General features: G+C 70.8%; 20 protein-coding genes. 13 read left to right on the forward strand and 7 right to left on the reverse strand.

The annotated features are described in order from the left end of the window. Nucleotides 1-126: 126 nt before the first annotated feature. A complete protein-coding gene (locus tag K8638_RS04790) occupies nt 127-1,623 on the reverse strand; it encodes a glycosyltransferase family 39 protein (RefSeq protein ID WP_223753203.1) in 1,497 nt (498 codons plus the stop codon). A 128-nt stretch (nt 1,624-1,751) separates the two neighbouring features. Here K8638_RS04790 and K8638_RS04795 point away from each other — a divergent pair, with 128 nt between their 5' ends. The 4 genes from K8638_RS04795 to K8638_RS04810 all read left to right on the forward strand — a co-directional run bounded on the left by K8638_RS04795 (nt 1,752) and on the right by K8638_RS04810 (nt 5,993). Beyond that, on the forward strand, nt 1,752-2,135 hold the full coding sequence (locus K8638_RS04795) for a hypothetical protein (RefSeq protein WP_223753204.1): 384 nt from the start codon (nt 1,752-1,754) through the stop codon (nt 2,133-2,135). A 55-nt stretch (nt 2,136-2,190) separates the two neighbouring features. Then, on the forward strand, nt 2,191-2,610 hold the full coding sequence (locus K8638_RS04800; protein ID WP_223753205.1) for a hypothetical protein: 420 nt from the start codon (nt 2,191-2,193) through the stop codon (nt 2,608-2,610). 222 nt (nt 2,611-2,832) lie between these two features. Beyond that, complete coding sequence (locus tag K8638_RS04805; RefSeq protein WP_223753206.1) at nt 2,833-4,437, forward strand: FGGY-family carbohydrate kinase; 1,605 nt, start codon at nt 2,833-2,835, stop codon at nt 4,435-4,437. Between the two features lie 26 nt (nt 4,438-4,463). Then, complete coding sequence (locus K8638_RS04810) at nt 4,464-5,993, forward strand: aminotransferase class V-fold PLP-dependent enzyme (RefSeq protein ID WP_223753207.1); 1,530 nt, start codon at nt 4,464-4,466, stop codon at nt 5,991-5,993. 108 nt (nt 5,994-6,101) lie between these two features. Here K8638_RS04810 and K8638_RS04815 read toward each other — a convergent pair whose 3' ends face one another. Continuing rightward, complete coding sequence (locus K8638_RS04815; protein ID WP_223753208.1) at nt 6,102-7,256, reverse strand: hypothetical protein; 1,155 nt, start codon at nt 7,254-7,256, stop codon at nt 6,102-6,104. Nucleotides 7,257-7,627: 371 nt separating this feature from the next. Here K8638_RS04815 and K8638_RS04820 point away from each other — a divergent pair, with 371 nt between their 5' ends. After that, nucleotides 7,628-8,155, forward strand: a complete 528-nt coding sequence (locus tag K8638_RS04820) for an MXAN_0125 family MYXO-CTERM protein (protein WP_223753209.1) — start codon at nt 7,628-7,630, stop codon at nt 8,153-8,155. 5 nt (nt 8,156-8,160) lie between these two features. Here K8638_RS04820 and K8638_RS04825 read toward each other — a convergent pair whose 3' ends face one another. The 4 genes from K8638_RS04825 to K8638_RS04840 all read right to left on the reverse strand — a co-directional run bounded on the left by K8638_RS04825 (nt 8,161) and on the right by K8638_RS04840 (nt 11,716). Continuing rightward, nucleotides 8,161-8,901: a dienelactone hydrolase family protein gene (locus tag K8638_RS04825; protein WP_223753210.1), complete on the reverse strand. Its 741-nt coding sequence runs from the start codon at nt 8,899-8,901 to the stop codon at nt 8,161-8,163. 23 nt (nt 8,902-8,924) lie between these two features. Then, nucleotides 8,925-10,091, reverse strand: coding sequence for an iron-containing alcohol dehydrogenase (locus K8638_RS04830; RefSeq protein WP_223753211.1), 1,167 nt, complete (start codon nt 10,089-10,091; stop codon nt 8,925-8,927). A gap of 1 nt (nt 10,092) precedes the next feature. After that, nucleotides 10,093-10,410, reverse strand: a complete 318-nt coding sequence (locus tag K8638_RS04835; RefSeq protein WP_223753212.1) for a putative quinol monooxygenase — start codon at nt 10,408-10,410, stop codon at nt 10,093-10,095. 85 nt (nt 10,411-10,495) lie between these two features. Beyond that, nucleotides 10,496-11,716, reverse strand: a complete 1,221-nt coding sequence (locus K8638_RS04840; protein WP_223753213.1) for a heparin lyase I family protein — start codon at nt 11,714-11,716, stop codon at nt 10,496-10,498. Between the two features lie 480 nt (nt 11,717-12,196). On the opposite strand from K8638_RS04840, the gene K8638_RS04845 reads away from it, so the two are divergent. After that, nucleotides 12,197-14,362: an AAA family ATPase gene (locus K8638_RS04845; protein ID WP_223753214.1), complete on the forward strand. Its 2,166-nt coding sequence runs from the start codon at nt 12,197-12,199 to the stop codon at nt 14,360-14,362. 48 nt (nt 14,363-14,410) lie between these two features. Next, the gene (locus K8638_RS04850; RefSeq protein WP_223753215.1) at nt 14,411-15,559 is read left to right on the forward strand and encodes a hypothetical protein; all 1,149 of its coding nucleotides are present in this window, start codon (nt 14,411-14,413) and stop codon (nt 15,557-15,559) included. 66 nt (nt 15,560-15,625) lie between these two features. Here the strand turns inward: K8638_RS04850 and K8638_RS04855 are convergent, their stop codons facing one another. Then, a complete protein-coding gene (locus K8638_RS04855) occupies nt 15,626-18,517 on the reverse strand; it encodes an endonuclease (protein WP_223753216.1) in 2,892 nt (963 codons plus the stop codon). Between the two features lie 223 nt (nt 18,518-18,740). On the opposite strand from K8638_RS04855, the gene K8638_RS04860 reads away from it, so the two are divergent. From K8638_RS04860 to K8638_RS04885, 6 genes are all read left to right on the forward strand, one after another. After that, nucleotides 18,741-19,424 (forward strand): HAD family hydrolase, encoded by a 684-nt coding sequence (locus K8638_RS04860; RefSeq protein WP_223753217.1) that lies wholly within the window; start codon nt 18,741-18,743, stop codon nt 19,422-19,424. After that, nucleotides 19,415-20,227: an STM4013/SEN3800 family hydrolase gene (locus K8638_RS04865; protein WP_223753218.1), complete on the forward strand. Its 813-nt coding sequence runs from the start codon at nt 19,415-19,417 to the stop codon at nt 20,225-20,227. The genes K8638_RS04860 and K8638_RS04865 overlap by 10 nt, the downstream gene beginning before the upstream one ends. A gap of 85 nt (nt 20,228-20,312) precedes the next feature. Next, nucleotides 20,313-21,629, forward strand: coding sequence for an STM4012 family radical SAM protein (locus K8638_RS04870; RefSeq protein ID WP_223753219.1), 1,317 nt, complete (start codon nt 20,313-20,315; stop codon nt 21,627-21,629). Further along, nucleotides 21,626-22,516, forward strand: a complete 891-nt coding sequence (locus K8638_RS04875; RefSeq protein ID WP_223753220.1) for an STM4011 family radical SAM protein — start codon at nt 21,626-21,628, stop codon at nt 22,514-22,516. The genes K8638_RS04870 and K8638_RS04875 overlap by 4 nt, the downstream gene beginning before the upstream one ends. 175 nt (nt 22,517-22,691) lie before the next feature. Next, nucleotides 22,692-23,315, forward strand: coding sequence for a LysM peptidoglycan-binding domain-containing protein (locus K8638_RS04880; RefSeq protein WP_223753221.1), 624 nt, complete (start codon nt 22,692-22,694; stop codon nt 23,313-23,315). Continuing rightward, nucleotides 23,309-26,974, forward strand: a complete 3,666-nt coding sequence (locus K8638_RS04885; protein ID WP_223753222.1) for a hypothetical protein — start codon at nt 23,309-23,311, stop codon at nt 26,972-26,974. Before K8638_RS04880 ends, K8638_RS04885 begins: the two co-directional genes overlap by 7 nt. Nucleotides 26,975-26,976 lie beyond the last annotated feature (2 nt).

Raw genomic sequence — 26,976 nt, forward strand, 5'->3', positions numbered from 1 at the left:
GAAAATCAGGGGTAGGAGTGTTGACTGGAGGACACTGCCGCGCACCGAGTGTGAAACCGGCAATGTCTCCGAGCATCACTCGGAGACATTGGTGGCGGATTTGTATTGACAGGCTGGTTCTTGCCGCTAGCGCGGCCAGATGCGCACCCAGTCGTCCTGGATGAGCTTCCCGCTGGTGCTGTCGGTGCTGCCGCTGGCCATGAAGCCGCGGGGCGCGCCGAGCGCGAGCGCGCCGGCCTCCACCCACAAGAGGAGCAGCAGGGCGGCGGCGTACGCGGGCAGCCGCGAGGCCAGCGAGGGACGGCGCGCGGCGAGGGCGACGAGGGGGAGCAGCAGCAGCGGGAGGAGCGCGGGGAAGATGGCGAGCAGCCCGCGGGAGTAGCCGAAGAAGGCGAGGGTGATGAGGGCGCGGTGCAGCAGCACCGCGGTGAAGAGGGCGAAGGTGCGCCAGGGGGGCAGCAGCGACAGCGCCGCGCCGGCGAGGAGCAGGAGGAGCAGCGGCCACTTGAGCCAGGCGCCCTCGGGCACGAAGAGGTCCACGGGCGCGCGGGCGCCGCTCAGGCCGGAGGGCAGGTTGGACGCGCCGAAGCCCAGGCTCAAGCCGTCCAGCCACCGGTCCAGCTTGGCCACGCACAGCCGGGCCGCGTCGGCGGGGTGCTCGCGCATCCACGCCAGTCCCTCCGTGTAGCCGTGCAGCAGCAGGCGGCGCTGGGCGGGGTTGGCCACGTCCAGGTTTCCGTCCTGGCCGAGCCGGTTGACGGCGTCCGGCGTGAAGCCGCCGGTGGCGCCGGCGTGGTTGGCCATGGCGAAGTTGATGGGGCCGTAGACGGTGATGGGGGCCAGGGTGGGCAGCGGCTCCAGCCCCGGGGTGCGCGCGTTGATTTCGCGCAGCACGCGCGCGTTGTGGATGGCCCACGGCGCCAGCACCAGCGCGGAGACGAGCACCGCCGCGCTCCAGCGCATGGCCAGCGCGGGCAGCGGCGTCTTCCCCCGGTACAGCCACGCCCAGGCGGTGAGGAAGGGCCAGAGGTAGAGGTGCTCGGCGCGCGTCAGCGAGCCCAGGCCCATGACGGTGCCCAGCAGCACGGCGCCCATCCACGTGGGCCCGGCGCGGTAGCGCAGCATCAGCGCGCAGGTGGCGGAGAGGAAGAGGGCGTACAGCACCTCATTGCTGTACGTGGTGGAGAGCACCAGCCAGCCGAAGCTGGAGGCGAAGAGGGCCGCGCCCAGGAGGCTCCAGCCGGTGCCGAGCACCTTGCGCCACCACACCCAGGTGAAGGCCACCGTGGCCGAGTTCAGCAGCGCGAGGACGAGCTTGTACGGGTACGCGCTGCCCTGGGGCTCGCCGAGCACGCGGTAGAGCAGCCCCAGGCTCCAGGGGAACAGGGGCGGGTGGTAGGGCAGGGTGGCCTGGGCCGGCGTGCCCCGCGCCCAGTCCAGGGCGTACGTGTGGAAGAAGCGCGAGTCACCATAGAAGAAGATGGAGAAGGGCCAGTTGCGGTCCGGCGTCCCCTGGAGGAACAGCCACCGCAAGAGCAGGCTCAGGCCGAACGCCGCCGTGGCACCCAGGGCCACCGGGTGCCGAGTCCACAGCTCCCTCGCGCTGATGACGAGCCGGCGCATGCCACCCCCCACTCCAGGTCCGGGGCCTACGTTACACAGGCCCGGCTCGCGGCGGCCAGGGTGGCCCGGCCAGGGCCCTGCCCGGATTGGAGCAGTTGATCGACTCCCATGCTCCACACTGGTGGGGCATGAACTCCCAGCCGGGCAAGGAGAATTTCGAGTTGCGTCGGGCGCTGGTAATGATGGTCGGCGCGGACAGAAAGCGGAAACACTGCCTCGTGCCGACGCTCGTTCTGGATGACCGCGGACGAACGGTGACCCTGGGCGATTACCACAGTCATCCCTGGTTTCCTTCTCCCATGTCCCAGGAGGACAGGTGGAACGAAAGTCAGCACTGGACCATCCGCATCCAGTTCGACTCCGAGTGCACGATCATGAAGCTGATTCCCTACAAGGGTGAACGCCGCCCGGGAGAGGTCTATCTGCGGCAGTCCAAGACCTGGAAGCTTGTCGGGTACATCCTCGAGGGGGACAAGGAAACCGGCTTCATTACGCCCGTGGATGGAGAGTAGCGGCGGTGATGTGGATGTTCGTTCGGATGTCTCCCTTGATGCCCAGGAACGCCTCATGAAACGGAGCCTGCTGATTCTGCTGGGGCTTGGCCTCCCTGCGTGTGCGCTGCTCTATCGCCCCTATCGTCCCGTGCATGCTCCTCCCGATGAAGCGGCCCGGTTCACGTTTCCGTTGGACCTGCCCGCCGAGGGGCGGATGAAGATTCACGCCAACGTCGCTGTAGCAACGCAGATCGCGATGGACGACTTCCGCCCATTGGACGTGAAGCCCCACAAAGGGGCGACGCCAGATGAAGTGTGTCTCTACAGGAGGGACTCCTTCGATGTGTGGACGGCACCCGGACCGGAAGGGGTGATGTTCGTACGATTCGTCCCCAAGCCGCAGACCTGCGACTCAGAAGGGCCCGTTACCGATGTCAGCGCGACCTATGCCATCGACATGCGTCAGTGGCGCATCCTCGCGGTGCAGCGTTAGGTCCGCAGTACCTCGGCTCGACTTCAAGCGCGGAGTATTACAGAACCACCGCACATCCCCGTGCTCGCCGGGGCTCCCGGTGGCCAGTCCTCCCGTCAGGCGCCACGCGATTTCCGAAATGGAACTTTCTTCGGCGTTTCGATGTCGGCATCTGTTACGCACTCCCTGGAGTTGGTGGAGTCTCTCGTCCGACGACTCCTGACCCGCAGCAGGGAGGGCCGCGTGTCCCACGCAGGTGAGCAGTGCATCCTGGCCATCGACCTTGGCACCTCGGCCGTCAAGCTGGCCGTGGTGTCCCTGCGGGGAAGAATTCTCGGCGGAGACGTGGAGCCGCTGGAAATCGACCTGCTCCCCGACGGAGGCGCCGAGCAGGACCCCGAGTCGTGGTGGCGCGCCATCGTCCATGGCACGCGGCGGCTGCTGGCGTCCGGCCGCGTCCGCGCCGAGGACATCATCGGCGTCAACTGCAGCTCGCAGTGGTCCGGCACCGTGGCCGTGGATACGGCGGGCAGGCCCCTGCGCCCCGCGCTCATCTGGATGGACTCGCGCGGCGCGGCCCATGTGAAGCGCGTGGCCGACGGCTTCATCCCCATCGAGGGCTACGGCATCCGCCGCCTGCTCACGTGGATACGCCTGTCCGGAGGGGTGCCGAGCCTGTCCGGGAAGGACCCGGTGGGCCACATCCTCTACCTTCAGAAGGAGCACCCCGGCGTCTACCGGAACACCTACAAGTTCCTGGAGCCCAAGGACTGGCTCAACCTGCGGCTGAGCGGCCGCTTCGCCGCCTCGTACGACTCCATCACCCTGCACTGGGTGACGGACAACCGCGACTTGAGCCACGTCACCTACGACGAGCGCCTCCTGGCGATAACGGGGCTCGAGCGCGAGAAGCTGCCGGACCTGGTGCCCGCCGCCACGGTGCTCGGCCCCCTGCGGCCGGAGGCCGCGCGGGAGCTGGGCCTGAGCGAGGACGTGCAGGTGGTGACGGGCGCTCCGGACATCCTCGCCGCCGCGGTGGGCTCCGGCGCGGTGCGCGACAACGAGCCGCACCTGTGCGTGGGCACCTCGTCGTGGCTGAGCTGCCACGTGCCCTACAAGAAGACGGACCTCTTCCACCAGATGGCCTCGGTGCCGTCCGCGCTGCCGGGACGCTACCTGCTGGCCAACGAGCAGGAGTCCGCCGGCATCTGCCTCACCTTCCTCAAGGACAACATCCTCTACAGCCGGGACACGCAGCCCGGGCACCCGGAGGCGGAGGACGACTCGGCGGAGGTCTACAAGCTGATGGAGCGTCAGGCCGGCAGCGTCCCCGCCGGGAGCGACCGCCTCATCTTCATGCCCTGGCTCAACGGCGAGCGCAGCCCCGTGGACGACAAGGCGCTGCGCGGCGGCTTCTTCAACCAGTCGCTGAAGACGACGCGCGCCCACATGGTGCGGGCGGTGATGGAGGGCGTGGCGTACAACTCGCGCTGGCTGTTCACCTACGTGGAGCAGTTCGTGGGCCGCCGGCTGGAGTCGATGCGCATCATCGGCGGCGGGGCCCGCTCCCCGCTGTGGTGCCAGATTCACGCGGACGTGCTGGGCCGCACCATTCAGCAGGTGGACGAGCCCGTGCTGGCCAATGCCCGGGGCGCCGCGTTCCAGGCGGCGGTGGCGCTGGGGAAGCTCACGGTGGAGGAGATTCCCTCGCTCGTCCCCATCGCCCGCACGTATGAGCCGGACCCGAAGAACCGGGCGCTCTACGACGAGTTGTTCCGCGAGTTCGTCAACCTCTACAAGGCCAACAAGGCCATCTTCGCGCGGCTCAACCGCGCCCGGAGCGCCTGAAGCCCGGCACACGGAAAGGAACCCCCATGGCACTGCCCGACCTGAAGTCGATGCGCCTGCTGAACCACGTGCCGCCGCGCCTGCTGTCCAAGGCCGAGCGCTACCTCAAGGCCGTGCCGATGGTGCGCGACCTGCTGTCGAAGGAGACGGACTCGCTGATGTCCGAGCTGGAGGGCAGCCTCAAGCCGTACCGGGGCAAGGTGCCCAGCTTCGACCACCTGCCGGTGACGGGGCGCTCGCGCGAGGAGGTGCTGAAGGAATTGCAGGCGCTGGAGCTGAAGGAGGAGTCGCGCTGGCGCGAGGGCAAGGTGTCCGGAGCCGTGTACAACGGCGACTCGGAGCACATCGACTTCCTCAATCGCGTCTACGCGCTCCACTCGCAGAGCAACCCGCTCCACGCGGACCTGTGGCCCAGCGCCACCAAGTTCGAGGCCGAGGTGGTGGCCATGACGGCGGGCATGCTGGGCGCCGATGCCGCCAACGCGGGCCGGCCCGCGAATGAGCACATCTGCGGCTCCATGTCGTCCGGTGGCACCGAGAGCATCATGCTCGCCATCAAGACGTACCGTGATTGGGCGCGCGAGAAGAAGGGCATCACGAAGCCGGAGATGGTGGCGCCGGCGAGCGCCCACCCCGCCTTCGACAAGGCGGCGCACTACTTCGGCGTGAAGATGGTGCGCGTGCCGGTGGGGCCGGACTACCGCGCGGACGTGGCCGCGACGAGGAAGGCCATCAACCGGAACACGATTGTGCTCATCGGCTCGGCGCCGGGCTTCCCCCACGGTGTCATCGACCCCATCGAGGAGCTGTCCGAGCTGGCGCGCAAGAAGCGCATCGGCTTCCACACCGACGCGTGCCTGGGCGGCTTCGTGCTGCCCTTCGCCAAGAAGCTGGGCTACGAGGTGCCGCCCTTCGACTTCCGGCTGCCCGGCGTGACGTCCATCTCCGTGGACACGCACAAGTTCGGCTACGCGGCGAAGGGCTCGTCCGTGGTGCTGTACCGGGGCACGGAGCTGCGCTCGTTCCAGTACTTCACGGCCACGGACTGGCCGGGTGGCATCTACTTCTCGCCCACCTTCTCCGGCAGCCGGCCCGGCGCGCTCATCGCGACGGCCTGGGCGTCCCTGGTGAGCATGGGCGAGCAGGGCTACCTGGAGGCCACGCGCCGCATCCTGGAGACGGCCTCCACCATCAAGCAGGGCATCCGCGCCATCCCCGAGCTGCACGTGCTGGGAGAGCCGCTGTTCGTCATCGCGTTCGGCTCGGAGACGGTGGACGTGTTCAAGGTGATGGAGCGGATGAGCGAGCGCGGGTGGAGCCTCAACGGCCTGCACAAGCCCTCCGCGGTCCACCTGTGTGTCACCCTGCGGCACACGCAGCCCGGCGTGGCGGAGCAGTTCCTGGAGGACCTCCGCGCCGCCGTGGAGCACGTGAAGGCACACCCCGGCGAGAAGGGGACGATGGCGCCCGTCTACGGCATGGCGGCCAGCGTGCCCTTCCGCGGGTTGGTGAGCGACCTGCTCAAGAAGTACATGGACCTGCTCTACAAGGTGTGAGGCCTCCTCGGCCCTGCCTCCTCGGCGGGGCCGGGCCGCTCAGGCCCACAGGTGCATGGGCCCGCGCTGCGAGGTGTGAGGCCGCGGGGGCCGTGGCCTCACGTCTCGTCAGTGGGGCCGGGCCGCCCACTCCCACGCGGTGCCCCGGTGCAGCGCCGCGTAGATGTCGTCCCGGAGCGTGTTGCACTCGTCGTGTGTCAGCGTGCGGTCCAGCGCGCGCAGCACCACGCGCAGCAGCACGTTCTTCTGTCCGGGCGTGACGCCCATCCGCTTCACCGCGCTCGCGGGCAGCGCGGCGTAGGGCGTCTCCGAGAGCACCTGCACCGTCTCCACCAGCTCCGCCCGCTCGCCCAGCGCCGCGCGCACGGCGTCTCCGAGCTCCTCGGGGGTCTGCTGCTCGTCGAGCACGATGGAGAGGTCCCTGCGCACCTCCGGCATGGAGGACACGGGGCGGTAGGGCTCCAGGTCCAGGAGCTGTGAGGCGATTCGTGGGTCCGAGGTGCGCAGGAGGCGGATGTCGTCCAGGCCCTTGCGCAGCATCAGGATGCGGTCCAGCCCGATGCCCATGGCGAGGCCCGTGGTGGTGCCGGTGTCCAGCCCGCTCTCCTCCAACAGCGCGGGGAGCGCCAGGCCGCACTCGCCAATCTCCACCCACTCCGTGCCGTGGCGCACGTCCACCTGGAGCCCGTCCGTGGTGTACGGGTGGACGGCCGGCGTCAGCTTCATCTCGCGGCCCGGGAGAAGCGCGCGCACGACAGTGGCAATCATGTCGCGCAGGTCGTCCGTGGTGAGGGGCGGCCCCCGGCGGATGCGCCAGAGGTCCATCTGGTGGGGCTCGCCGGTGTGCAGCCGGTCGATGCAGTCGCGGCGGTAGACGAGCCCGGGGCAGGCGAGCAGCACGTCCTCGGGCGGCGCCACGGACAGCCGGCGCAAGAGCCCCGGAATCATGGCCGAGGTCTGCGAGCGCAAGAGCGCGGTGTCACAGACGTAGCGCGTGTAGCGCGCGTCCCGCGCGGCGCCACCCGGTGGATAGTGCAGCCGGTCGTAGTTGTCGGCGATGGAGACGACGGGGTTCTGACGGTGGATGCGCACCTCGCAGCCCCAGGTGGAGCGCAGGGCGTCCAGCGCCGCGGACACGAGGAGTTGCATGGCGTGCGGGCCGGCGGCGGGGTCGGTGAGGTCGCGGACGGACAGGGCGCGCCGGAGCTCGTCGGCGCTGAGGATGGAGATGGACGTGGAGACAGGGAGGGAGACGGACGACATGGGAAACCTCTCGGTGGAGCGATGGAACGGAACGGTCTCCGGGACGCCGGGCGGGAAGGCCGCCTTGCGCCACCGGCCTCGGATGTCCCCCCGGCGAGTTCGGGAGGGCGTCGCGCCTGACGGCGTTCCACCAACGAGAGGGGCGTGCGCTCAGTCGAACAGCACGGCCTCCCGACTCCCAAACGGGGCCGGGGGGCGGCTAAATCGACGTGCGCTCACCACGAGGTGCATGGCGACAGGATTAACGATGCCGGTGCTTCCTGGCAAGTGGGCCCATGGAGACTCCATCACGCAAGCACGCATGCCCGGTGCCCCGGTGCGGAGTCGTGGCAGGATGCGTCCACGGGCCGGCGTTTCGAAGGAGCGCTTCCATGCGTGAGATTCATCTCCGGACCCGTGGAGTGGTGACGGGGCTCGGATTGTTCCTGGGGCTGTGCGCGAGCGTGGCGTGGGCGAATGACGACGAGCCATGTCCCTGTCAGGCGACGAACCGGAAGGTGGTCTCCGAGGTGTCGTGCCTCGATGTCAGCCTGGAGCAGGGCTGCAGCATCAGCACTGTCTGGAATGAATGCGACCAGCCCGTGACGCTGGTCGGCTGGTCCATCTTCCACTGTCGGACGGAGCCGTGTGTCGTCGAGCTGGCGCCGGGCGAGTGGAAGGGCTTCGATTACGCGGACCTGGAGCGCCCGGGCGGTGGGCGCGGGGACGGCTTCGTGGAGCAGACGTTCCACGTCGTGATGGATGGCCGCGAGTACCCCCTTACCCTCTCGGCGGACGTGGACTGCCGGCAGCGCGCTTCGTCCGCTGATGGAGCCTGTGCCGCGGCTCCCGGCGCGCTGGTGGCCGCGGGGCTGCTGTGGCTCGTCGGGCCCCTGCTGCGGGGACGCCGACGAGGCTGAGCGGCTCAGGTCCGCAGCGTCCGGTTGAACAGGTCGAGCAGCCGCTGCCAGTGCTGCTCGGCCGCCTCTTCGTCGTACGCCGCCGTGCCCGCCACCGCGTAGCCGTGGCGCTTGCCCGCGAACAGCTCGGAGCGGTGCTTGACGCCTGCTTCCTTCAGCGCGGCCTCCAGCTTCTGGATGGCCTCGGCGGGCATCGAGTTGTCATTGTCCGCGTGGCCGAAGTACAGCTCGCCCTTCACCCTGCCGACGAGCCGGTGGGGACTGTCGGGCGCGTCCGTCGCCAGGCGCCCGCCATGGGACGAGGCCGCCGCGGCGATGCGGTCCGGGGAGTCCGCGGCCATGCGCACCGCGATGCCGCCGCTCATGCAGTACCCGGCCACGCCCACCTTCGGCCCCTTCACCCTGGGATGACGGGCGAGGAAGTCGAGCTCCGCGGCGGCGTCCACCCTGAGCCGCTCGGGCGTCAGCCCTCCGATGAGCGCGTAGATGCGCTTTCGGAACGCCTCGTCCTCGAAGGAGCCGTTGAGGTCCAGCTTCGACGCGTGGCCCTCCCGGTAGAAGACGTTGGGCAGCAGGACGACGTAGCCCTCCTTCGCGAGCCGGTGCGCCATCTCCTCGAACACCGGCCGGATGCCGAACGCATCCACCAGCAGGATGACGGCGGGCCACGGCCCCTGGCCTTCCTCCGGGTGGAACAGCTTCGCATCCATCGTTCCGTTTGAAGTCTTGATGTCGATGTCCTGCATACGCCTCTCCGACCTCCAGTGGGTTACATCGAACGGGTGGCAATCTCCGTGAGCTCCGCGTCCGTGAGCACCAGGGGATTCGCCTTCATGCTGCTCGCGGCCTTCGCCCTGGCCACCAGCGCCGGGACTTCCGCCGCCGTCAATCCATAACGCCCCAGGCCCGGGACTTGGAGCGCGGCGCGCAATCCCTCCACCCAGACGAGCGCATCCTCCGCGCGTGCATCCGGCCGGCCCGTCAGCAGCGCCGCGACCTCCTGGAAGCGAGGCACCGCCGGGTGTTCCGGCGCGCGTGCGCGCAGGGCCCGCAGGTTGACGTCCAGCACCGCGGGCAGCAATGCCGCGCACACCGCGCCGTGGGGCGCCTCGAACATGCCGCCCACCGGCGCCGCGAAGCCATGCACCGCGCCCAGGCCGGAGTTGGCCAGACACAGCCCGCCGAAGAGACTGGCCAGCGCCAGGTCCTCGCGCGCGGACGCGTCCGGCCCCTCCTGCACCGCGCGCCGCAGCGAGCGCGCCGAGCGCCTCATGCCCTCGCGCGCCAGCGAGTCCGTGAGCGGGTTGGCGCGCGCGGAGAGGAAGGGCTCGATGAGCTGCGACAGCGCGTCCAGCCCGCTGGAGGCCAGCACGGCGGCGGGCGCCCCGGTGAGCAGGTCCGGGTCCACCAGCGCCAGCCGCGGCAGCATGTGCGGGCTGCGCAGGCTGGCCTTCACCTTCGCCTCCTTCGAGCCCAGCACCGCGTTGCGCGTCACCTCCGAGCCCGTGCCCGCCGTGGTGGGAATGGCCACGAAGGGCAGGGCGGGGCGTGTCAGCGGCTTGCCCCGTCCGATGACCTCCAGGTAGTCCAGCGGGTCGCCCCCATTGGCCGCCAGTGCGGCGATGGCCTTGCCCGCGTCCAGCGCGCTGCCGCCGCCGAAGGCCACCACCGCGTCGCAGCGGGACTCCACGGCCGCGGCCGTGCCCTCCCGCGCCAGCTCCACCGTGGGCTCTCCGTCCACGGGGAAGACGCGCACGGGCAGGCCTGGCCGCTCCAGCGCCTCATGCAGCGTCCGGGCGCGCGCCGGGTCCTTCCCGGTGACGAGCAGCACGCGGCTTCCACCCAGGCCGCGCACCGCCTCGGGGGCGTCGGAGACGCGGCCGGGGCCGAAGACGATGCGGGTGGCGGTGGCGAACTCGAAGGAGAGGCCGCTCACGTCACCACCCGGCGTCGTCGGGGAAGCGGTTGACGTACTTCCGGCTGGTACGCGGCTCCGCCATCATCGGCGCCACCGTGTCGCGCCAGGTGAGGTAGTGGGCCGTCTCCTTGTGCGCGGCCGGAGCCTGCGGCGTCCGGTACACCTCCACGAGCACGAAGCGCGTCGCGTCCTCCATGTCCTGGATGACGTCGAAGCGGGCGATGCCGGGCTCCTTCACGCTCTCGCGGGCATTGGCCAGGGTGGCCTCGCGGAACGCCTCCACGTGCTCCGGCTTCACGTGGACATGGACATGGACGACCAGCAGGGTCTGGGACATGCCCGGAAACTACTCCGGGCCGGGGCCGCGCGGGTGGACGGCCTTCGGCCCGGGAGTCACTCCGGTGTCCGCTGCCGGGCAGCCGCTACGGCGCGGTGACGACCGACGTCGGGCTGAGGACGTCCTGCAGCGAGCGGGCCATGGTCCACCCGTCGTGATAGACGATGCCCGTCTGGGTGATGGTGTCGTTCCGGTACAGGCCCACCTTCAGGTAGTTGAGCTGGCCCGGGAACTGGGTGGCGATGTAGCGCCTGGGCAGGACGAGCTGGCCATTGAGGTACAGCTCCACGAAGCCCACCGACGCGTCCGGCGACCACTTCGCGTGGAAGATGAAGTCCTGCCACTGCCCGCGCACCAGCGGCGTGCGCCAGACGATGACGCCCGGGTTGCCGCCGATGTTGAGGCGAATCTCCTCGCCGTAGACGTAGAACTCCACCGGCGGCGAGCCCGAGTCGCCCTCGTGGTGCCACTGGGTGAAGAGCTGCCACGTCCTCACGCTGGGGAAGGTGGAGTCGAACATCGTGCTCCAGCGGTAGTAGTACTCGGAGCCCACCGGCTCGCGCGTCATCTTCACCAGCTCATTGCGGTTGCCGCTGGAGTTGATGGGGTCGTCGCCCTGCCTCACCGTGGCCTTGATGGCGTAGCGGCCCTGGCGCAGCGGCGAGGCCACCACGGCCAGCCGGTCCGCGCTCACCATCTGCGTGTGGCTCCACTGCGAGCGGTCACCCGTCTCGAAGTCACCCACCCACACCACGCTGGAGCCGGTGGGCGGCGGGGGCGTCGTCACCGTGCCGGCGCAGGCGCGGGCCTCGGCGATGCTGGCCCAGTCATTCAACGTGTTGCCATTGACGGTGATGCGCAGGCGGCGGGCGGACACGGCCGGGAAGGTGTAGGTCTCCGCCGCCGTCGTCGTGCCGGAGCTCCTGCCGGAGAAGACCTGCGTGTACGTGTAGCCGTCCGGAGAGACGGACACCGTGAAGGTGTTGGACCGCGTGTTGCCGTTGTGCCACGCGACGGTGGCACCGGCGACCGTCCTGGTGGTGCCCAGGTCGTAGTCAATCCACGAGCCCTTGCCCAGGCTGCTCCACCGCGTGTCCAGACGGTCGTCCAGGGTGTTCGCGGGGACGTTGCCGTCATTGCCGCTGGCGATGACCGAGGTGGCCGTGAGCTGCGCGCAGTTGGACGCGGTGAGCCCGGAGGCGGAGGTGTCCGGGGCCTCGCCCGCTTCGGTGGAGGGGGCGTACGCGCCACAGCCAGCGCCGCCGACGCCGAGCAGCGTTCCAACCAGCAGGAGGGTCTTCTTCATGATGGCTCTCTGGGGGGGCAAAGGCAGACGGGGAGTGAAGCCGCGCCGCGGAGCGCGGGCGGGTGGGCGTCTGGCTTTGAGGGATGGGGGCTTCGCTGCGACGAGAACGAGTATCAGGGAGAACTATTTCGTACTCAACACTTCCCCCTGGAGCCTGCCTGCCCTCCAGGAAGGAAAGCGAGACATGCATCGCGGTATTTGGAGTAACCGGGTTGTAATTGTTCGTCGCGGCGCGATTGTCGTCCCGTTGTCAGCCCGAAGGTCCATGTGCACCGTGGGGTGACGACACTCGTACAGCCCTGAGGCGCGAGGCGCGCGAAATACCCGGGGCGTTAGAACTCCAGGGTCGCCCCACACATCATTTCAATGGAGGTGGCCATGGCCTCGTCCTCGGGCATTTGTGTTGCCTGTGGGGCTCGAATTCCGGCGGGCACCCTCGCATGCCCGCGGACCCCACCCGGGGGGCGACAGGGCGCACCGGTGCGCAGGTGGACGCCACCCACCTGCCAGCCCCCACTGGTCGGGAGAGCGGCGCAACTGGGCCGGCTGCGGGGCCTCGCCGCGGAGACACGGCGAGGGCAGGGGCGCGCGGTCTGGCTGGTGGGCGAGGCGGGCCTGGGCAAGTCCCGGTTGAAGGATGCACTCGTGGTGGAGCTGGCCCTCGGAGGTTTCGAGGTGTGGGAGGGCAGTGGCATGGCCCTGCCCGGCACGCCCGCCGGCCCCTTTCGCGAGCTGCTGGAGGCCACGCGCGCCCTGCAGCCGCCTCCCGGGGTGGGCCGTGTGTCCAGCTCGGATGCGGAGCTGCTCGCACGTTTCCTGGAGGGCCGTGAGCGGCAGGGGGTGCCCGCGAGCCTCGCCGCGGAGCGCACCGCGCTGTTCGACGCCGTCTGCCATGCGTTGATGCCCCACCGCCAGCCCCGGCTGCTCGTGCTGGAGGACTGGCAGCACGCGGACCCGCTGAGCCATGCGCTCCTCGAGGTCCTGGTGTCTCGCCTGAGCCACACGCCGCTGCTGCTGCTCGCGCTCCAGCGCCCCGGTGGCACGGCGCCGATGCCGCTGCCGGTCGAGGTTCTCACGGTGGGGCCGCTGTCCGACGAGGAGTCCGCGGCCCTGTTCTCACAGCGCGTGCACTCCAGCTGGGTGGCACCCGAGGCGCGTGAGGCGCTGCTCCGTGGCAGCGCCGGACATCCGCTGCACCTGCTGCATGCCATCACCCTCCACGAGGAGTGCCCCGGAGCCCCGGTGCCGCTCACGGGCACGGAGGCGCTCGCGGCGCGCCTGGAGGCGCTGTCCCCCGGGCAGCGCGAGGCGCTCCATGCGGCGTCCGTGCTCGGGCCTTCCTTCCCCCGGCCGGTGCTGGGCGCGCTGGTGGGCGGCTACGCGCCGCTCGCGTGGCTGGAGACGGGTGGGTGGCTGCGGGCCGCGGCGGGCGGACGGTACATCTGGGCCGCCAGCCTTTCCGAGGGCGGGGCGGACGAGGGCGGGGAGGACTCGTACGCGCTGCACCGCCGGGCCGCGGAGGCCTACGAGGCGCTGCCCGTGGAGCTGCGGCGCAGGGCCTGCGCGGAGCTGAGCCGGCACTGGCTCGCCGCCGGCCAGCCGGAGCGCGCACTGCCCCACCTGCTGGAGCTGGCGGGATGGCACCGCGCGGCGCTGGAGCCGGCCTCCGCGCTCGCGGTGTATCGCTTCGCGCTCGGGCTCGCGCTCGGACTGGAGCCGGCCGCATCCCGCGAGTGGCAGCGCGTGCTCTGGGAGCAGCAGGGCGATGCGCACCGGCTGTCCGGGGCGAAGGAGGAGGCCGAGTCCGCGTGGCGCAGCGCCCGTACGCTGGACCTGGAGGACCCACCGCCCACGGGCGTGGACCGGGCGAGACGCCTGCACAAGCTGGCCTCCGTGGTGTTCGCCCTGGGCCGTCATGAGGAGGTGGTGGCGCTGGCGGAGGAGGGCTACCGAGAGGGATTGGAGACGGTGCCCACGCTGGCGGCGGCGCTGGATGCGCTCGCCGCGCTCGCGCTCTGTGCGATGGGACGGTTCGAGCCGGCCCGCGCGCGGCTTCGCATCGCTCGCGAGCGGCTGCGGCTGGCGCCTCCGGAGTACGGGCCCGCGCGCGCCAGCGTGGAGGCGGCCCTGCACCGCGCCATGGGCAACGTGCTGATGGGCCTGGGCCGTCCCCGGCAGGCCACCGCGGAGTATGCCGCCGTGCTGCGCTGGAGCGAGCGCGCGGGGGACACGTGGGAGCACTCCATGGCCCTGCTCCACCTGGGAGATGCCCACGCGCGCGCGGGAGACAGGGAGCGCGCGGCGCACTTCTTCCAGCTCGCGCTGGACCTGGAGTCGCGCACCGGTGACCGCTGGGGCATGGCGTACACGCACCACGGGCTGGCGCTGCTTCACATCCAGGCGGACGCGCCGGAGCTGGCGAAGGAGGACGCCGTCCGTGGCTTGCAGCTCGCCGCGAGGATGGGAGACCGCAAGCTCCAGTCGCTGCTGCGCTGCACGCTGGGCCGCGCCCAGTTGCGGCTGGGGGAGCTGGAGGAGGCCGGGCGCCAGCTCCAGCTCGCCGCGCAGGACGCCGCCGCGGTGGGGGCCCGCTCGGAGCAGCTCCAGGCGGAGGCCGTGCTCCGGACGCTCGACTCCCTCCGTTGAGTGGGGAACCCCTACCGTCCCGGGCGACAGACGTGGAATCCTCCGGGGGTGATCGAGATCGAAACCATCGACGCGTTCGAACGGCACCTCCGCGCGGGAGCGCATTTCTCCAACGCCGTCATCCAGGGACTGGACCTGCGGCGGTACACCCGCGAGCTGGCCTCCGCCGAGCTCGCGGGCACCGTCTTCCTGGGCTGTGAGCTGGAGAAGGAAGCCCTGAGCGCCGCGCTCGCGCACGGGGCCATGGTGTTCCCTCCGTTCTCGGGGCTGCCCTACCAGCCCTACCGCGGCGGCCTCTACTCGCCGGAGGAGCTGTACGCCGGCTTCGACCCCGCGCGGCCGGAGACGTACGCCGACACGCCGGACGCCCGCATCTACGCGCACTGGGCCTCCCACGGCCGGGGCAACCCGCCCACCCTCCTGGAGACGCTGTCGCAGCGCCTCCATGACCATGCCGTCACCGATGCGATGGAGGACCTGCTCGGAGCCGAGGGCGGCGCGCGCAAGGTGGTGGCCATCATGGGCGGTCACTCCATGAAGCGCGGGCAGCCTGACTACCGCGCGGTGGCGGCACTGTCCCGGGAGCTGACCCGCCAGGGCTTCTTCATGGTCAGCGGCGGCGGCCCGGGCGCCATGGAGGCCACCCACGTGGGCGCCTGGTTCGCCCGCCGCACCGAGGCGGAGCTGGACGCAGGGCTCGCCATCCTCGCGAAGGCCCCCAGCTACACGGACCGCGAGTGGCTGTCGCGCGCCTTCGAGGCGCGCAACGCGTTCCCGCTGCGTGACGAGGACAGGCCCCACTGCGACAGCCTGGGCATCCCCACCTGGCACTACGGGCACGAGCCGCCCAACCCCTTCGCCACCCACATCGCCAAGTACTTCGCCAACAGCGTGCGCGAGGACGGCCTGCTCACGATTGCCCGCGGCGGCATCGTCTACGCGCCCGGCAGCGCGGGCACCATCCAGGAGGTCTTCCAGGACGCCTGCCAGAACCACTACAACTCCGTGGGCGTCATCAGCCCGATGATCTTCCTCGGCACCGAGTTCTGGACGCGCACCCGGCCCGTGTACCCGCTGCTGGTCCAGCTCGCCCAGGGACAGGAATACGCGCGCTACCTCCGGCTGACGGACTCTCAGGAGGAGGTCGTCCAGGCCCTGGTGGAGTACGACCGCGCGCGGCACGGCCCGAGGCAATGACCTCACGGCCAGCTCCGCCCGCCGCGAGACGGCGCGGCGAGCGGAGTGGCTGACGGGGTGGACGGCTCAGTCCCCCAGCCCCAGCCGGAAGTCCACGTGGTCCGCCCACTCGGGACGGTCGATGAAGGGGTTCCGGTTCCCCTGCACCTCGTGAATGGCCTGGTTGCGATGCCGCTCGTGGTCCGAGACCGGGTCCGCGCGATGCCAGCTCAGGAGGACCTGGAGCCGCTCGGCCTCGAGCTCCGCGCTCGAGTCATTGACGATGCCAGGGTAGCGGACGAGGAAGTAGAGCGTCGCGCGCGCGACCGCGCCCTTGCCGTGGACCGGCTCGAAGCCATTGTTCTCGGAGCGGCCGCACTCATCCCTCCAGGCCTCTTCGCCCCCCTTGAAGTCGAAGTACGGCGTGTTGCTCCGGAAGCTATTGCACCGCGACTCGCACGTGAAGAGGTGGTGGAGGTCGCCGCGCATCGGCTCCTTCTCCCGGAACCAGGACTGGGGAACGACGTGCTCGCAGTTGTACGGGAGGTCGGACTCCAGCCGGGCCGCCTCCTCGGTCAGGTCCTCGTAGACAATCATGCGCTCGGGGCGGAAGAGCTCCCGGAGGCGCTCGGCGCGCGCTCTCTCCACCTCGGCGTCGAGGCGGAGGATTTCTTCCGGCGAGAACGGCTTGCCCGAGTAGATGCTGCGCAGCCGCCAGTCCGGATGGAGGTCGACCCAGGTGTAGAGGTGCTCCGCACGCGCGCGCCGGTAGGAGACGGGGCGTGTATGGGACTGCTTCACGAGCCTGCTCAGGTCCTCGAAGGACGGGCGGCTGGGAAGCCCGCGGTAGTAGTCATTCCTCGCCTGGGTGTCCGCCGCCGCGTCGTAGTAGGTGCGGCGGCGGGATTCCTCCAGCCGCTCGAGCCCGGTCTCCAGCGAGGCCCGTGGAGGCACCATGCTCGTTGCCGGCCGCCTGGGAGGCTCGGGCGCGGTGGCCTCCGCCGTGAGCTGGTTCAGGACGGACATCAAACCGGCGTGGGGCGTGGAGCCTCCGCGCCTCGCGCGCGAGGCTTCAGGCCGGCTTTGATTGAGGCTCATCCGGATGAGCACGGGGCGGTGGTCGCTCAGGTCGGTGAGATAGGTTGGCAGGGTGCGATCGGCGGCGACCACGAAGAAGTCCTTCGCGCCGTAGGTCTTCGCCAGGTTGGGCGACAGGAAGACGTGGTCGATGAACGAGCGATGGGGCGCCTTCACGTAGGTGATGGCGCCAGCGCCTTCGTCCTCGGCACTGGCCGCGAGGTGGCCTGCCTGCGACAAGTGGGAGAAGTCCTCTGACGCGAGGGCCGCGTTGAGGTCACCCCCGATGACCCAGTCCTCGTCCTTGCCGTACTGGTTGATCATCCGGTCCACGGCGACGGAGAGGATTCGGGTGGCGAGCCTTCTGCGCTGGGAGCCCGAGGCGAAGGCCTTGAGGTGCAGGGGCAGGAGGAAGAAGTCCAGGGTGTGTCCGCCATCGCCGTTGGCGGCGGAGACCCGGTAGAGGGCGGGGTAGCGCGGAAAGATGCGCCCGCCTTCCGAGTCGCGCTGGGGCTCCAGGTCGAGCCCGTCGAAATCCTCGGTGTGTGCATGCAGCCAACGCTCGATGTCCTGAGGCCACGGCTCCTTCTGGAGCTTCACCGTCTTGGCGTTCCACAAGACAGTCACGGTCTGCTGGGTGTGAGGCGCGCCGGGTTCGGAGGCTTCCATCCGGAAGTCCAGCCCGTAGTCCTCGCGAAGGCGTCTGGCCAGCAGCTCGGCCGACCGGGCCGAGGACTCGCTGAGCGCCCAGACGTCCAGGTTCATGGAGGCGATCATTCGCGCGACCTCGTCCACCTTGCGCGCGTAGTCCCGCTCGAAGTGCTCGACGTTCCAGAAGCCCACGTCGACATCGCCGGCCTCGCCGCGATACGCGTTCACGACGTATTCGAAGTCCGCGTTTCCTCGCTGGGGACGTCCCAGCGTTCCGAAGAAGCCGCTCAGGGCGTCCGTGCCCCTGAAGAGGGAGAGGATTTCGAGCGCCACCTCCGTGTCGCGCCCCGTGTCGCGCCTTCTCTCCAGGTCCGCCGCGATGGCGGAGAAGAGAATGCCTTCGTTGAGGAAGCGTCCCGTCTCTCCCAGGGTGGGCAGGCCGTCCTTCGGCGCCTCCCGGCTCGCATGGTGAAGCGCGATGGGGGCCCATTCATTGTTGAAGATGGGCGCGCCGGAGCTGCCGGATTCGGTGTCGGTGGTGTAGTGGACCGTGACGACGCTCTGCCGGATGACCCTGTTCTCCTGGAGCGTCACGGCCTTCAGCCCGCCACGGGGATGGTGGATGGCATTGGCGAACTCGTCAGGGGTGACCTTGAAGGCGCTCCGGTCGAGAGGGATGAACTGATGGGTGCTTCCGGGCTCCCCCTCCACCCAGACGAAGGTGTAGTCGAGCCCGTTCCGGGCCGGGCTGGTGATGAAGAGGCGTGAGGGATTGAGCCGGTAGGTCTGAGTCACTCCGACCCCGCCGGTTTCGTCCGCCTGGTACTTGAAGAGACACGTGGCTCGCGTGGCGACGTCGGGGCTGTTGAGGACGTGGTGGTTGGTGAGCAGGATGTTGGGAGACACCAGGAAGCCCGTACCCGACCACTGCCCGGCCCTGCCCTCGTAGTCCGTGCCCGACGTGGAGATCTTGCAGACCGCGCTGGCGCGGTGTGCTCCCACCTCCAGGAAGCAGGCGGGGAGCTGGTTGGAACGCTCCAGGACCAGCTCCAGGAGGGCCTTCTCATCCATCCGGTGGGTTTCCCCACTCACCGGCAGTCCGGCTCCGGCCTGTGAATCCAGACGCAGCTTCAACCAGAGGCGCTCGGTCCTGAGCGGCGCCAGCCCGCGCTCCAATCGAGAGTCCAGGGCAATGATGCGATTGTCGTCCCGCGGAGCGGGGTCCTCGAGGAACTTGACTTCACGGCTCAATTCACGATCGGACGGCTGAAAGACTCTCATGTTGTGCCCCCCGGCAACGAGACCGTGGGATGAGGTCACGGTTCTTGCGGGATTTGCCATTGTTGGAATCCCGCATCTGTTGACTGGCAAATGATGGCCCCTGGGGGCTCCGGCCGGTCCGCGAGCGGCCCATGGCCCTGTTGCATGGGGGCAAGGCGGCGTATCCTCACCGCCCTTCGCGAGGAGTGCTCGGATGCGGCCCCGGGCCGTCTTCTTCGACCTGGATGACACGCTGATCGACCGCGCCGGCGCCTTCGCTCGCTACGTGGAGGACCTCATCCTCCGCCACCCGTCCGCGTTCCCGGAGGCCCGCAGGGCCGGGGACGTGGCCGCGCTGCACGCGATGGACGGGCGCGGCTCCTCGGACCGCACCGTCTTCTGCCGCCGCGTCATCGACACCTTTCCGGGCCTGGGGCTGTCGCCCGAGGCCCTCTGGCAGGACATGTCCTCCCGGCTCCCCACGTTCGTCCGGCCCTCCGCCGGGCCCGGTGCACTCGTGGAGGACTTGAGGAGGCGTGTGCCCGTGGCCGTGGTGTCCAATGGCTCGGGCCGCGTGCAGCGCGCGAAGCTGGAGCGAGCGCACCTCACGACGCTCCTTCCGGAAGTCTTCCTCTCCGGTGAGGTCGGCGCCGAGAAGCCCGACCCCCGTATCTTCCGCGCGGCGCTTGCGTGCGTGGACCGCGAGGCCGCGGAGGTGCTCCACGTCGGAGACGACCCGGAGCGGGACATCGCCGGCGCCGCCCGCCTGGGCATGGCCACCTGCTGGGTCTCCCACGGGCGCGCGTGGCCGAGCGGGCTGCCGCCTCCCACTTTCACCGTGGAGCGCATCGTGGGCAACACCGCGGAAATCTCCAGGGTGCTGGCGCAATGGACATGAACGCCGTGGTGGGCACGCACGACCTGCTGTTCCTCACCCTGGACACCCTCCGCTACGACGTGGCCGAGGAGCTGGCCTCCCAGGGCCGCACGCCGAACCTCTCCGCGCTGTTGCCCGGGGGGCGCTGGGAGAAGCGGCACTCGCCCGCCAGCTTCACCTATGCCGCGCACCACGCCTTCTTCGCGGGCTTCCTGCCCACCCCCGCCGCGCCCGGCCTCTACCCGCGCCTGTTCGCCATGCGCTTCGAGGGCAGTGAGACCACCTCCCCGGACACCTGCGTCCTCGACGCTCCGGACCTCGTCACCGGCCTGGCCGCGCGCGGCTACCACACCGTCTGCATTGGCGGCGTCGGCTTCTTCAACAAGCGCAACCCGCTGGGCAACGTGCTCCCCGGCCTCTTCGCGGAGAGCCACTGGAGCCGCGAGCTGGGCGTGACGGACCCGCGCTCCACCGAGCACCAGGTCGCCCTCGCCGTGAGCCGCCTGGACGCGCTGCCTCGCGAGAAACGCGTCTTCCTCTTCATCAACGTGTCCGCGCTGCACCAGCCCAACCGCCACTACCTGCCCGGCGCCACCCAGGACTCGCGCGCCTCACACGCCGCGGCGCTGGAGTACGTGGACGGCCAGCTCCCCCCTCTCTTCGACGCCCTGCGGCGCCGGGGGCCGGCCTTCTGCATCGTCTGCTCGGACCATGGGACGGCTTACGGCGAGGACGGCTACACCGGCCACCGCCTGGGCCACCCCGTCGTCTGGACGGTGCCCTACGCGGAGTTCGCGCTGCCCGCCAGCCCTCGCCCGCGGTAGGGGGGGCGGCCGCGTCACGGCGGGATGCTGTTCCGGAGGCGCGAGGCGGCATATCCTCCCGCCTTTCGGAGCCAGATACCGCACCATGACGCGCCTGGAGCAGATGCTCGGAGAGACGCCCTATGTGGCGTACCTCTACGGCTACCCCCACAAGACGGCCTACCGTCCCTTCACCCCCGCGCTGCCGCTGGAGTCCGTCTGGGCGGAGGAGCGGCGCGACGCGCTGTTCCTCTACGTCCACGTGCCCTTCTGCGAGATGCGCTGCGGTTTCTGCAACCTCTTCACCGCGGCCGGCCCGAAGCAGGACGTGGTGGACGGGTACCTCGGCGCGCTCGTCCGCGAGACGCGCCGGGTGAAGCAGGCGCTGGGGCAGGCCACCTTCGCCCGCGCCGCGATTGGCGGCGGCACGCCCACGCTGCTGGACGTGGCCGGCCTGCACACCGTGTTCGACCTCATGGAGGGCACCCTGGGGGCAGCGATGAAGGACATCCCCGTCTCCGTGGAGGTGTCGCCGGAGACGGTGGACGCGGAGAAGCTCCGCGTGCTGCGCTCGCGCGGCACGGACCGGGTGAGCATCGGCGTGCAGAGCTTCATCGAGGCGGAGGTGGCCGCGGTGAAGCGGCCCCAGAAGACCGCGCAGGTGCAAGCCGCGCTGGACCTCATCCGCTCCACGGGCTTCCCCACGCTCAACCTCGACCTCATCTACGGGATGGAGGGGCAGACGGTGGAGAGCTTCCTCTTCTCCCTGCGCGAGGCGCTCCGCTTCACGCCGGAGGAGCTCTACCTCTACCCGCTCTACGTCCGGCCGCTCACCTTCCTGGGCAAGAAGGCGCGCGCGTGGGACGACCTGCGCCTGTCTCTCTACCGCGCCGGGCGCGACTTCCTCCTGTCGCAGGGCTACACCCAGGTCTCCATGCGCATGTTCCGCGCGCCGCACGCGCCGTCCGCCGGAGGCCCCGTGTACCGCTGCCAGGAGGACGGCATGGTGGGCCTGGGCTGCGGGGCGCGCTCGTACACCGGCGGCGTGCACTACTCGTCCGAGTACGCGGTGGGCTCGCGCGAGGTGCGCTCCATCATCGCCTCCTACAGCGAGCGCACCGAGGCGTCCTTCGGCGAGGTGGGCTACGGCTTCAGGCTGAGCCCCGAGGAGCAGCGGCGGCGGTACATGCTCCTGTCGCTGCTGGCGGAGGGCGTGGACCTGGCCGCGTACCGCCAGCGCTTCGGCGCCGAGGTGCTGGAGGACTTCCCGGAGCTGGCCGAGCTGGAGACGCACGGGCTGGGGCGCCAGGAGGCGGGCGTGCTCCGGCTCACCGCGGCGGGCGTGGAGCGCTCGGACCTGATTGGCCCGTGGCTGCACTCCGAGCCGGTGCGGGAGCAGATGAAGGAGTACGCCTGGCGATGACGCTCACCGTGCTCTACCGGGGCCCGCTGTCCGGCTGCAACTTCGGGTGCGAGTACTGCCCCTTCGGCAAGTGGAAGCAGAGCGAGGAGGAGCTCGCGAAGGACCGCGCGGACCTGGAGCGCTTCATGGCCTGGGTGGAGGCGCGCTCGCACCAGCGCATCTCCGTGTTCTTCACGCCCTGGGGCGAGGCCCTCATCTGGCCCTGGTACCAGGAGGCGCTCGCGCGGCTGACGCACCTGGAGCACGTGGAGCGCGCCGCCGTGCAGACCAACCTCTCCTGCACGCTGGACTGGGTGTCGCGCTGCCGCGTGGAGAAGCTGGGCATCTGGGCGACGTACCACCCCGAGTGGATGAAGCGCCGCCGCTTCGTGGCCCAGTGCGAGAAGCTGTCCGAGCTGGGCGTGCGGCACAGCGCCGGCATGGTGGGCTTCCTTCGCTTCGCCGAGGAGGCCGAGGCCCTGCGCCGCGAGCTGCCCGAGGACACCTACCTGTGGATCAACGCGGTGAAGGACGGGCAGGAGGAGCCGTACACGCCCGAGGACCTCGCGCGCTTCACCCGCGTGGACCCGCTCTTCCCCGTGAACAACACGCGCCACCCCAGCCTGGGCCGCGCGTGCAGGGGAGGGGAGTCCGTCATCTCCGTGGACGGCGAGGGCACCGCGCGCCGGTGCCACTTCATCGACGAGCCCATTGGCAACATCTACGCGCCGGACTTCGATGAGGCGCTGAAGCCGCGTCCGTGCTCGAAGGCGGTGTGCGGGTGCCACATCGGCTACGTGCACCTGGAGTACCTGGAGCTGGACCGCGTCTTCGGCTCCGGCATCCTGGATCGCGTGCCGGCGTCGCCGCTGTGGCGGCAGCCGGGGCTCCCGCTCGCGCCGGGGTAGGGCTCGGGCCCCGGACGTCCGGTCGCCGCGTCCCGGGATGACGCCGCCGCGTGTCCGCGGAACGCGACCGGGGGGCGGAGCGTGGCTTTCGCGCACTTCTCGTGGGACGATGCCGGGGACGCGGCTCTGGCTCGGGGGTTGCTACCTGGGGGCCGCGAACCGAGGTCATCCCCATATGCCACTCAGGTACGAGGTGCGGGTGGGAGACTGCCTGTCGAGCATTGCCTTCGAGCATGGCTTCCACCCCGACACGCTCTGGAACCATCCCGACAACGCGGCCCTGCGCCAGCAGCGCGACAACCCGAACGTGCTCGTCGCCGGGGACGTCGTCTGGATTCCCGACCTCCGGCCGAAGCAGGTCCCCGTCACCACCGGCCGTGTCCACCGCTTCGTCCGGCGCGGCGTGCCGGAGACGTTCCGGCTGACGCTGCGGGAGATGGGCAAGCCCCAGGCGGGGCTCTCCTACACGCTGGAGGTCGACGGGCGGGAAGTGGCGCGCGGCACGCTGGGCGAGGACGGCGTGCTGGAGTGCCGCATCCCTCCCAACGCCCGGAAGGGCATCCTCACGCTGGGAGGCAAGGTGCGCCATGAGCTCCAACTGGGGGCCATTGCTCCGGCGGGAACGGCCGACGGCGCCCGCGCGCGCCTGTGCGCCCTGGGGCTGCTGGAGCGCGAGGACGCGTCCGACGAGGCGCTGGCCGAGGCCCTGGAGGCGTTCCAGTTCGAACAGGGACTGGAGGCCCATGGCCGGCTGGACGCTCCCACCCAGTCCCGCCTGCAGGAGGTGTTCGGATGCTGATGAACGAGAAGCGGGACCGGGACACGCCGGACGCTCCGCCGGCAAAGGCGAAGCGGCGGAAGGTCCGTACCGCCCGCAGGGCACCCAACTCCCTCGACCTGAGTCCCACCACCCACTACGCCTTCGTGGCCGGGGTGGAAGGGGACGACACGACGGGCTACCACCTCGAGCTGCAGTGCGTGGAGTCCACGTGGATGGAGCGCCTGTGGCGCTTCTTCTTGTCGACCTCCGAGGGGCAGCGCTTCCTGCAGCTTTGGGACGCTCGGGACTTCGACGCCGCGTACCCGAAGCTGAGCCGGGACGACCTGCTCTTCTCCTATGAGACGTGGTGCTGGTTCGTGCTCCAGGTCCGGGACGACGGTGGGGACCTGAAGGGCGCGCCCGTCTCCGTGCTCCGCTGCTTCGCCGAGGCGGACAGCCCATTCTGGCGGGAGCATGGCGGCAAGCTGCGCGAGTCGGACTGGTTCTTCGTCTCCCTCCAGCCGGACGAGCCCGCCTCGGATACCTGTTGTCCGGGCGAGCTGTGCACGCTGGGCTGGACGGCCGGCCAGGACGTGCTGGACGACGTGTTCCTCGTGGCCCTGGAGCGCATTCCCGACTCGACGCGCGGGAAGCAGATTCCCCAGGCGGGACTCAAGGCGCTCCACTTCCCGCAGGTCCACCCGGACCTGCTGGCGAAGCCGGACCGCGCCCCGGAGATTGGCGCGGGGCCCGGGGTGGCCCGCCTCGACGTCACCTACGAGGAGGCGTCGCCGGTGGATACGCCGGACGGGTCCGTCCAGAAGTCGCTCTCCGCGTGGCTGGAGCGCGAGGTGCTCTCGCCCGTGGGCCGCGCCGTCGCCGGGCTCGTGGGGAAGGCGCGGGACTGGCTGGATTCGCTCGTGCCCGGCCTGCCGGGGCCGCTGGCCGTGGCGGGGGCCTGTCCGGGCCATGGTGGCGCGGCATGGGGGGAGCGGGACTGGCTGCGCGGTCCGTTCGCCTACATCGGCAGTGGCGTGCCCGGAGGAGCGCAGGCGCCCAATCCCATGGCCGAGCCCGCTCCGGCCGCGGCCATGCCGCCCCTTCTGCAGCCCTTCGTCGGCGTGCTCGACATCGGCCAGGGCAACTGCAGTGCCCTCTATGACTCGCAGGGCGTGCCCTTCGCGTACTTCGACTTCGGCCTCGCCAGCGGAGGGACGGCGTGGACGATGCCTCCCGCGCCGCCGGCGCCCTGCCTGTGCAACCACCCGCTCATCATCCTGTCGCACTGGGACCTGGACCACTACGACCTGGCGCGCAACAACCACGTGGCGTACCAGCTCCGGTGGCTCGCGCCGCAGCAGCACATGGGCACGCCCGATGTGCGTGAGTCCATCGCGCGCCTGGTGACGTACGGGGGGCAGCTCTCCCTCTACGTCTCGGCGGCCCCGTCCCACATCCGCTTCGACTGGGGGTGGGTGGAGAAGTGCACCGGCCCGTGGGCCGTCCGGAACAACTCGGGCCTGGCGGCCTTCGTCTGCGTCAAGGACAACGGCGCGGTGCCGGCCGCCGCCGCGGGAGTCGCCCACCCGGCGCCGCTCGTGCCGGTGCTGCCGGGCGCGGCCGCGGCCGCCATCGCGGCGGTGATGCCCGTGGGCCCGGGCGCCTTCATCGCGCCGGCGCTGGTGACGGCCGCGCTCGCCTGGGCCGGGCTGCAGTGGGGCGCCATCACCGTCGCCCGCACCGCGGTCAACCAGGTGCGGGCCAATGCCGCGGCCCTGGGGGTCGCCTCCAATCCCGTCACCGAGGCGGTGGTGGCCACGGTGGCGCTCGGGGGCACGGGGGTGCCCGTCCCCGCGCTCGCGGTGCTGGGGCAGGCCGTCGTCGTGGCGGTGACGGCGCTCGGTGTGGCGGCGCTGCCCGGTGCCGTGCTGCTCAACGTGATTGGCCAGATTCCCGGCTTCGGTGTGCCGCTGGGCGGAGGCCCGGCCTTCGGACCGCTGCTGGCGGCCGCCCTGGCCGGGCTTGCTCCCGGCCTGCCGCCGGCGAACCTGAACAACGCGGTCGGCGCCACCGGCGGCGTCCATGCGTACGTCCTCCAGGCCGCGCGGGCCCACCAGCCGCCGGGCCCCGCGCCGGTGATTCCGGCGGTGATGACGGGGCACGCCCCCTTTGACCCGGCCGAGCGGTACGTGCTGCTCACGGGAGACGCGAACTTCAACGTCGTGCCGTCGCTCGGGCACAACGGCGTGGGGGGGCTGCCCGCCGCGCCGCCCTGCGTGGTGGGGCTCATGGCCACCCACCACGGCTCCAACATGGTCAACGGCGCGGCCATCCACGCGGACACCATTCCCTGGGCTCCTGGAACGCAGGCCACGCGGGCCGCTTCGAAGGCCTCGGCCGCGGCGACGGGCGCGCTGGGGCTGGGCGCGGCCATGAACGTGGTGGCCGTCTGCGCCGCGGCCGCCGCGGCGGACGAATTGGCCGCGATGCCCGCGCTTCCCGCCGCGCCTCCGGGGGCCGTTCCCGCCGCCTACCTGGGAGGGGGCCTGGCCGGACAGGCCGCGGCGGCGCTGGCCGCGGCGCCGGCGGCGGCCAACGTGGGGGCCATGCCGGGCGCCAACGTGGACGTGGACTGGGCCGCGCTGGCGGTCTCCGCGGCCCAGAACATCCCGGGCAATGACCTGGCAAACGCGTGGCTCGGCGTGACGGCGGTCATCTTCCCTCCCGCCGGGCTCGGGGTTCCCCCCGCCTTCTTCGGCGCCAACCTGCCCAACATCGAGCGCGTCGTGCCCGTGGTGCTCGCCGAGGCGCTCGCGGCGGGCTTCAGCCGCACCCAGGCGGTGCGCACCGCCGCGGCCGCCATGGCGGTCATCTCGGCGCTGCCCGGGCAGGACGCGGTGAACGTCGCGCGGGTGGCGCGGTTCGCGGCGGCGTCGATGATAGGAGGGGCCGGGGGCGCGGGCGCCATCCACGTCGCGGTGCTGGCGGGTCCGGCGGCGGCGGCGGCGGCCATCCCCGTCGCCATGGGAACCATGCTCGGGCAGGTCGTGGCGCAGGCGGTCTGGTGGGTGTGGAACGGAGCGGGAATCGGAGGCCTGGCCGTGGGCGGCGGGGGCCCGGTGTTCGCTCCCGGCAACAACCTGCTCGCGCGGACGGCGGCCATGGCGGTGGGGCGCAATCTCGGGCATGCGGTTCCCGCCCTGGTGAACCTCCCGCCGGCGTTCGCCAACCTGCCACCGCAGCTCGCCATCCTCCTCCGCGCGACGGAGGCGGCCGTGGCGCAGCAGGGGCAGCCCCGCCACTTCGCGGGAGCGGCCAATGCCTCGGACCGGATTGCCTACTCCTATGGTATCGGCCCCGGCCCCGGGTTCGCCCACCCGCACGTGAATGTCGCGGGCGTCGGGCACCCGGACCCCAAGGCGGCGGACAAGTACGCCGGTCACGGCTGGGGGGGCCGGATGAATACCTCGGTGAATGCGTGGCAGAGCGCGCAGCCGTACCCGGCACCGGCGCTGCTCGCCGCCCCCGCCGCGCCACTGGCCGGTGGCCACCTGGCCCTGGGCTGGGAGGACTTCTCGGGCATGGGTGGCTACGAGGGGCCGCTGCGGGGCACCGCGGCTGCTGGCGGAGGCGTGGCCGCCGCCAACGCGCTCCCCCGGCCGTGCCCGACGTGCGCGGGGCTGAACTTCGTGTGCTGAAG

Origin of the sequence: Myxococcus sp. RHSTA-1-4 (genome assembly GCF_020037125.1) — a bacterium.
Classification (GTDB): Bacteria; Myxococcota; Myxococcia; order Myxococcales; family Myxococcaceae; genus Myxococcus.

Coding starts and splice junctions, on each gene's coding strand:
- K8638_RS04790 (WP_223753203.1), bottom strand. CDS start 1,623: ATGCGCCGGCTCGTCATCAGCGCGAGGGAGCTGTGGACTCGGCACCCG.
- K8638_RS04795 (WP_223753204.1), top strand. CDS start 1,752: ATGAACTCCCAGCCGGGCAAGGAGAATTTCGAGTTGCGTCGGGCGCTG.
- K8638_RS04800 (WP_223753205.1), top strand. CDS start 2,191: ATGAAACGGAGCCTGCTGATTCTGCTGGGGCTTGGCCTCCCTGCGTGT.
- K8638_RS04810 (WP_223753207.1), top strand. CDS start 4,464: ATGGCACTGCCCGACCTGAAGTCGATGCGCCTGCTGAACCACGTGCCG.
- K8638_RS04815 (WP_223753208.1), bottom strand. CDS start 7,256: ATGTCGTCCGTCTCCCTCCCTGTCTCCACGTCCATCTCCATCCTCAGC.
- K8638_RS04820 (WP_223753209.1), top strand. CDS start 7,628: ATGCGTGAGATTCATCTCCGGACCCGTGGAGTGGTGACGGGGCTCGGA.
- K8638_RS04825 (WP_223753210.1), bottom strand. CDS start 8,901: ATGCAGGACATCGACATCAAGACTTCAAACGGAACGATGGATGCGAAG.
- K8638_RS04835 (WP_223753212.1), bottom strand. CDS start 10,410: ATGTCCCAGACCCTGCTGGTCGTCCATGTCCATGTCCACGTGAAGCCG.
- K8638_RS04840 (WP_223753213.1), bottom strand. CDS start 11,716: ATGAAGAAGACCCTCCTGCTGGTTGGAACGCTGCTCGGCGTCGGCGGC.
- K8638_RS04860 (WP_223753217.1), top strand. CDS start 18,741: ATGCGGCCCCGGGCCGTCTTCTTCGACCTGGATGACACGCTGATCGAC.
- K8638_RS04865 (WP_223753218.1), top strand. CDS start 19,415: ATGGACATGAACGCCGTGGTGGGCACGCACGACCTGCTGTTCCTCACC.
- K8638_RS04870 (WP_223753219.1), top strand. CDS start 20,313: ATGACGCGCCTGGAGCAGATGCTCGGAGAGACGCCCTATGTGGCGTAC.
- K8638_RS04875 (WP_223753220.1), top strand. CDS start 21,626: ATGACGCTCACCGTGCTCTACCGGGGCCCGCTGTCCGGCTGCAACTTC.
- K8638_RS04880 (WP_223753221.1), top strand. CDS start 22,692: ATGCCACTCAGGTACGAGGTGCGGGTGGGAGACTGCCTGTCGAGCATT.
- K8638_RS04885 (WP_223753222.1), top strand. CDS start 23,309: ATGCTGATGAACGAGAAGCGGGACCGGGACACGCCGGACGCTCCGCCG.